Raw genomic sequence first — 6,646 nt, 5'->3', positions numbered from 1 at the left:
CTAATGAGAATTGAGAGGCATACTGATAAAGAACTTTAAAATATTTAATGTAAATATGTATAAATGCATCTTCATTTCCCTGCCGAAAAGCATTCCATATTTCTTGTTCGGAAATATTTTCAAAATGATCTGAATCATTTTCCTGATTATTTTTTTTCAGCACTTTATGCCTCTCCTTATCCTCTCTATTTGTCCAGATCTTTGAATCCTGCATTGGGTAAATTTAGCAGATTTCGACCTCAATTAAAAGATTTATAGGCTTTTACCCCTGTGAGGAAAATAAGAGTAATTACCAATATTTCGAAATTTCAAAATTAAGGGGAAATAAATCCAGACTGAAACCTTAATTCAATTTTAGTTTAAGATCTAAAATTTGAAGAATAAAAGTTTAACCTCCAAAAAATTGACTCTTGATAAAAAATATTCTCTATGCTAACATAAAAACCCCGATGCCTTATTCAAATCATGTATTTCTCATATGCAAAAAATAAACACAACCTATTTCTTTCTTAATATCGGGTTGGTTTTTAAGAGCCATTGAAAGTGTTATAACTATTGAGTTGAAAACTTAAAAATAGTAGTGGATTTAAACTCCTTCTCTGGATTCAACACAACAGATGGAAAGTCTGGGCGATTGGGAGAATCTGGAAAATGTTGGGTTTCTAAACATAATGCAGAACGTTTTCCACAAACTTGCCCTTTTTTACCAATCATGGCATCATCCAAAAAATTACCAGCATAAAATTGCACCCCTGGCTCAGTGGTAAAAACTTCCATAAAACAGCCCGATTCGGGTTCACACAAGGTAGCTGCCAAACTAAGCTCATTTCCTTCCTTATTTAAAACCCAACAGTGATCATATCCACTTCCAATTTTTAGTTGCTCATCATCATGTTCTATTCTGGACCCAACAGTCTGGGGATTAAGAAAATCAAAAGAAGTACCTTTTACATTTCTTCTTTCTCCAGTGGGGATAGCGGTGGAATCCGTAGGCAAAAAAGAATCCGCATTAATCATCAACTGATGATTCAAAATCTTATTTTGAGGATCACCTGAAAGGTTAAAATAAGAATGCTGAGTAAAGTTTATAACCGTAGGTTGATCACTAGTTGCCCAATATGTTACCGATAAAGAATTATCCTCAGCCAAAAAATAGGAAACGGCGATTTTTAAGTTACCTGGATAACCTTCTTCTCCATCTTTACTAAAATAGGATAGTTTTAGTCCCTTCCCCTCATCACTTTGGAAGGCTTCAGTTTCCCACAATGCCCTATGAAAACCACCTGGGCCACCATGCAAATGATTCTCCCCATTATTTTGAGCCAAGGTATAGGATTTACCATTAAGAGTAAATTTTCCTTTGGCAATTCGATTTGCAAAACGCCCCACCAAAGTTCCAATAAAATAATTATCCTTTTCGTACCCCGAAACTGAATCGTATCCTAAAACGACATCCTTAAAATCTCCATTTTTAGCCTTTACTTTAATAGAAACTATCACCCCACCATAATTTGAAATTTTTACTTCCATCCCCTGTTTATTGCTAAGGGTATAAAGCAAAGTTTCTCTTCCGTCTTGAAGTTTTCCAAAAGATTGAGGCTGAAAATTGGGCATATCTATTTAAGGCTTAATTGGTTTTATTTAAAAGTCATTTTATAGGTTTAAATTTATCTTTTTGCTTTTGCAATTCCAACCTGTCAACTGGTAGATATATTTAGAATTAACAAAGCCTTATAGCATTATCATTATTGAGGAAGGCTAAAAAGAAAAAGGTCCAGGCAAAACACCTGGACCCTATTCTTATAATTAAAAGCTTTAGGCGGCTTTTTTATTTTCCTTAAAAGTTGCTTCTCTCTTAAATAATCTAACAATCAAACGAATTCCCTGATCATAAGTCAGGTAACTCCAGAACCAATTACTCATTACCACCAATTTATTCCGGAAACCAATAATGGAAACCAGATGCACCAGCATCCAAACCAACCAGGCAAAAAGACCTCCGAAACTTCCTTTTGGTAAATCCACAACCGCTTTATTGCGGCCTACCGTTGCCATAGTCCCTTTGTCCACAAATTTAAAAGGAAGTAAGGATTTCCCATTTTCTTTTCTTCGGAAATTTTTTCCCAAATTTTCGGCTTGTTGCATAGCTATGGGTGCTAGCATAGGATGTCCCAAAGGCCATTGTTTACTTTTCATAGCAGCTACATCTCCAATTGCAAAGATATTTTCATATCCCTGAATCCGGTTATAAGCATCTACTACATACCGACTTCGATCTACCGAGGAGTTTAAGCCCGGAATAATATTTCCTTGCACCCCTGCAGCCCAAACGAGGGTTTGGCTTTCAATCTCAGTTCCATCATCCAAATGCACTACAGCCCCATCATAGGATTTTACAATTCTGCCCAATTTTACATTAACCCCCAACTCTTTTAAATAACCCAAAGCTTTTTCTCCTGACTTCTCCCGCATACCGTTAAGTAATCTGTCTGCTCCTTCTATCAGGTATATCTGCAAATGTTGAATATCTAATTCCGGATAATCCTTTACCAAAACATGCTTTCGAGCTTCAGCCAATGCTCCGGCTACCTCCACTCCAGTAGGCCCTCCCCCAACAATGACGAAATTCAACAAATTTTGTCGCTTTTCAGGGTCTCTAGTCATTACTGACTGTTCCATGCTTTGCAAAAACTGACTTCTTAAATCCAGGGCATCTGTCAATTTCTTTAGTGGAAAAGCTAGTCGAGCAATTTCTTCATTCCCAAAATAATTAGTTCGGGAGCCTGATGCGACAATCAAATAATCAAATCGAATATCTCCTATAGGAGTACTAATGCATTGCTTTACGGGGTTAATTTCATCCACTCGCAACATTCGAAAGAAAAAATCTTTTTTCCCCTTTAACAACTTTCTTAAAGGGCCTGCAATAGAGTCAGGCTCAAGGCCTGCTGTTGCCACTTGATATAAAAGTGGCTGAAAAGTGTGGTAATTGTGTTTATCTAACAGAACTACCTGATAATCTTGATCAAGTAATCCTTCTACAAGCTTTATGCCTGCAAAACCACCTCCGATAATGACGACCCTTTTTTTGCCTGTTTCAGGAATGTTTATGGAAAGGTGCTCTAATCTGTTCATAAGACCAAAAATTAGATGAGAAATTGGAATGGCCTAAACTTAGTAATTCTAGCTACTTATTACTACAAAAAGTATGGAATATGATGAAAGGTTTCCCTAAGTAATGAAAAATCAACAATGAGATTTGAATAATGAGCAGGGAAGGGCTATTGCTAAATTTCATTATCAAATCGCTAAAAATGCATTTTTTACAGCCCACTTAAATGGATAAGAGAATAGAAATTCTAAAAAAAATGATATTTTTTTCATTATCGGGAACTAAATGGATGTTGCTCTCTGTTTATTATTCGAATGGTTTATTCATAGTTGATAGATTTAATGTTTTGGTTGAAAGTGAAAGCGCCATCCCTTTGGGGTGGCGTCTTTCATTTAAGGCCTTTAGTTATGTAAAGAGAAGGCTGGACAGAAAACCTAACTTTAAATACCACTATCGTACAATAAACCGAATGATTTGCTGACGCCCACCATTTTGGAAAGTTTTTGCGGTGTACATTCCTCTCTTCAATTCTGTTTTATTTGTAGCTACACGGAAATGAAAACCATCTGAATGTGATTTCAATTCATCAGTTTCAAAATTTTTCGTAAATACTATTCTGCCATAAGCATCCAAAATTTCTACTTGTCCTTCGGCAAAAGCCGAAAATATTAGATTTATCACTTCACTTGATACAGGAACAGGGTTTGGAAAAAGCACCACAGGTTTTTCCAAATCTTCATACCAAACTTCCAACTCCTCGTGGTATTCCACTGTCCCATCAATATCAGTGGCCTTTAGGCGGTAATATGACTGCCCCACCAAGGGATCAATATCCGTAAAATCATAAGCAGTTTGCGTATCACTGTTTCCTTCCACCTTAGAAGAATGAGTGCCAATAGCGTCAAAATTTACAGCATCAGCAGAACGTTCAATGGTGAAATGATCGAAGTTCAACTCCATCGCGGTGACCCAATTCAATTGGACGGCTTTGCTTTTTATTTCGTAGGTAAAGGAATGTAGGGTGATTGGGAGGGCAATACCTATCAGCTCCTCTATAAAATCATCCAGTTTTTCAGGGTCAATACCACCATTTCCATCTCCTACATCAGGGTCAGGCTGAGTATCAACACCCTCCGGAAGATCCTCCTCGTCCCCTATAATATAAAGTGTCGCCCCTTCATTATTTATTATTTCATTTTCATAGAAAGGACTTGGATCATCATAATATTCTGTAACCACAATAGTTCCAAAATTATTAATGGTTAAATCGGAATACCTATTTCCAGTAAGTAATGCCCCATCTATGATTAATAATCCACCAGTTTTTACTGTAATTACATTATCTGTTCTATTAGGTTGATCATAATCCCCATTTATACGCAAAATACTGTTTTCCTCAATCGTCAAATTAACATCATTGGTTCGATTACCCAATTGTAAATTCCCACTTTTTAAAACAAAACCATATATGGCCACATTTTCTATTACATTTCCATCATTATCTACGTCAGGCTCATTTGGAGATCCTTCTGGCTCCCAAGTTGCCGGTGTAGACCATAACAAAGGGTCATCTACATCTCCTCCTCCATTTGAAGTAGCTTGTTGTCCAGAAACCTGGAAAGAAATAAGAAGAAAAAATATAATAATTATAAAATTCTTCATCGCATTAAACGTTTTGACAATCAATAAAATTAATTGAAATATACCTTTAAGTAAATTAATCCAAGTTTAATAACAAATTTCCAAATAATATTTTTTAATTTATCATATAATTTTTTAAAACTTTATTTTTACAATACAATAAAAACTCATAAAAATCATGTTTAAAAAAAATACAATATTTGAAAAAAATGGCAAATAAATAAGAATATAAAAGGGATAAATAAAAAATTCAGATTATGGAATCAATATTTCCTATGATTTCTTGGGGATCCGGAAAAGAAATGTTTTAATTTTTATTACCTGAGGTAGAATGGTTTTAATTTTAAATCATGACACCAACTTAAAGAATTGATTTATAAACCTTTAACCCAGTATCAAATCACTAAACAAACCCTTTAATATGCAAATTTTAAGAATAGGGTAAACATAAAATCGGCTTTATCCTCTTTCATTCAATGGAACAAGGTCAATTTACCGCTCTATAACCTAATAAACCGCTCATTTTGAGTTTTACCTCCTCCCTGATAAACGTTTAGGGTATATGTTCCGGAAGGTAGGTTGATCATACCTGTATCAACACTAAGATGAAATCCATTTGGTTGAGTTACGAGTTCCTCCTTTTCAAAATTCTGCTCAAAAACTTTCTTGCCAAAAAGATCAAATATTTTCAATTTTCCACCTGACTGAATAGGAAAAATCAATTGAAGATTGTCTTCTGAGGGTTTTAGAGGATTAGGGTACAACACAACAGGCTTTTCCATATCTTCATACCAAACCTCCAATACATCATGGTATTCCACCGTACCATCTATATCCGTAGCCTTCAAACGGTAATAAGAGGAACCCAATAATGGATTTTGGTCTGTAAATTCATAAACCGTTGGTGTATCGCTGTTTCCTTCCACTTTTGAGTAAAGAGTACCTATCGGCTCATAAAATACCCCATCTGAAGAACGCTCAAGGGTAAAATAATCAAAGTTGAGTTCCATGGCAGTTATCCAATTCAGATGCACCGATTTGTTTTTTATTTCATGGGCAAAGGAATGGAGAGTGATGGGAAGGGCGGCTGACCGATTATTAATCCACTCACGAATATCCTCATCCAACTCAGGCTCTTTTTTAGGTTCAATTTCAGCACCACTTACAGGATTTTTCAGTTTTGAGGCATCATTATACACATAAACCTCTTCATCTCCACTCGGAGAATAATATGCATTATCGTCTGGCCCTTTAATAAAATCCCCTGTAACTACCATTGTTCCAAAGAAAGCTTCTCCTCCAATTCCATTAATATGGAGGGCAGCAACACTATTCTCTCCAATTATAACATTTCCATTTACTACAAATATTCCACCTTCTCCTATATTTAATGTCACCGTTGCATTAATAATTAAATCACCCTCAATCCATAAAGTATCCTCTTCCAAAATAGATACTGTACTACCACTAAAGTCAAGGGAAGAATTTCTTACAATATCACCCAGTATATTTACGGTTATGTCTTCCCCACCATCTTGAGGAACCATGCCTTCTGTCCACATTTCCGAATTCTCCCAATCGCCTTTTTCATTACTTATTGAATTATATGTTTGCCCCGAAACCTTTAGATTAAACAGGAACACCAAAAAAAAGAGACAAGAAATCCACTTCATATCAAAAAAATTTAAAATATATTTTGTGGGAAATTACAATTTTTTGCCAATTTATATATTTCCGTTATCAAAACAAATTCGGCAGTATTTAAAGGCCCACATAAATAATTTTTGCAAAAATTCACCCTATTTTGCTCAAATAGGAACAAAAACAATAACTTTAAACAAAAACCGCAAACGTTTGCGGTGAAAAATATAATGAAATTTCAGGTAGTTTTTT

General features: G+C 35.3%; 4 protein-coding genes and 1 pseudogene. All 5 read right to left on the bottom strand.

What is annotated here, in order from left to right:
- Nucleotides 1–214 (bottom strand): annotated as a pseudogene (locus E1171_RS10625) (hypothetical protein); the annotation flags it as partial.
- Between the two features lie 338 nt (nucleotides 215–552).
- Nucleotides 553–1,614, bottom strand: a complete 1,062-nt coding sequence (locus E1171_RS10620; RefSeq protein WP_155205986.1) for an aldose epimerase family protein — start codon at nucleotides 1,612–1,614, stop codon at nucleotides 553–555.
- A gap of 201 nt (nucleotides 1,615–1,815) precedes the next feature.
- On the bottom strand, nucleotides 1,816–3,135 hold the full coding sequence (locus E1171_RS10615; RefSeq protein WP_155205985.1) for an NAD(P)/FAD-dependent oxidoreductase: 1,320 nt from the start codon (nucleotides 3,133–3,135) through the stop codon (nucleotides 1,816–1,818).
- Between the two features lie 427 nt (nucleotides 3,136–3,562).
- Nucleotides 3,563–4,774 (bottom strand): T9SS type A sorting domain-containing protein, encoded by a 1,212-nt coding sequence (locus E1171_RS10610; RefSeq protein ID WP_155205984.1) that lies wholly within the window; start codon nucleotides 4,772–4,774, stop codon nucleotides 3,563–3,565.
- 479 nt (nucleotides 4,775–5,253) lie between these two features.
- On the bottom strand, nucleotides 5,254–6,426 hold the full coding sequence (locus E1171_RS10605; RefSeq protein ID WP_155205983.1) for a T9SS type A sorting domain-containing protein: 1,173 nt from the start codon (nucleotides 6,424–6,426) through the stop codon (nucleotides 5,254–5,256).
- Between the last annotated feature and the right edge of the window lie 220 nt (nucleotides 6,427–6,646).

It is taken from the genome of Xanthovirga aplysinae, from assembly GCF_009711365.1.
In the GTDB taxonomy this organism is placed as follows: domain Bacteria; phylum Bacteroidota; class Bacteroidia; order Cytophagales; family Cyclobacteriaceae; genus Xanthovirga; species Xanthovirga aplysinae.
The sequence above is the reverse complement of the archived record's forward strand: the minus strand, read 5'-3'. Positions and strand labels throughout refer to the sequence as shown.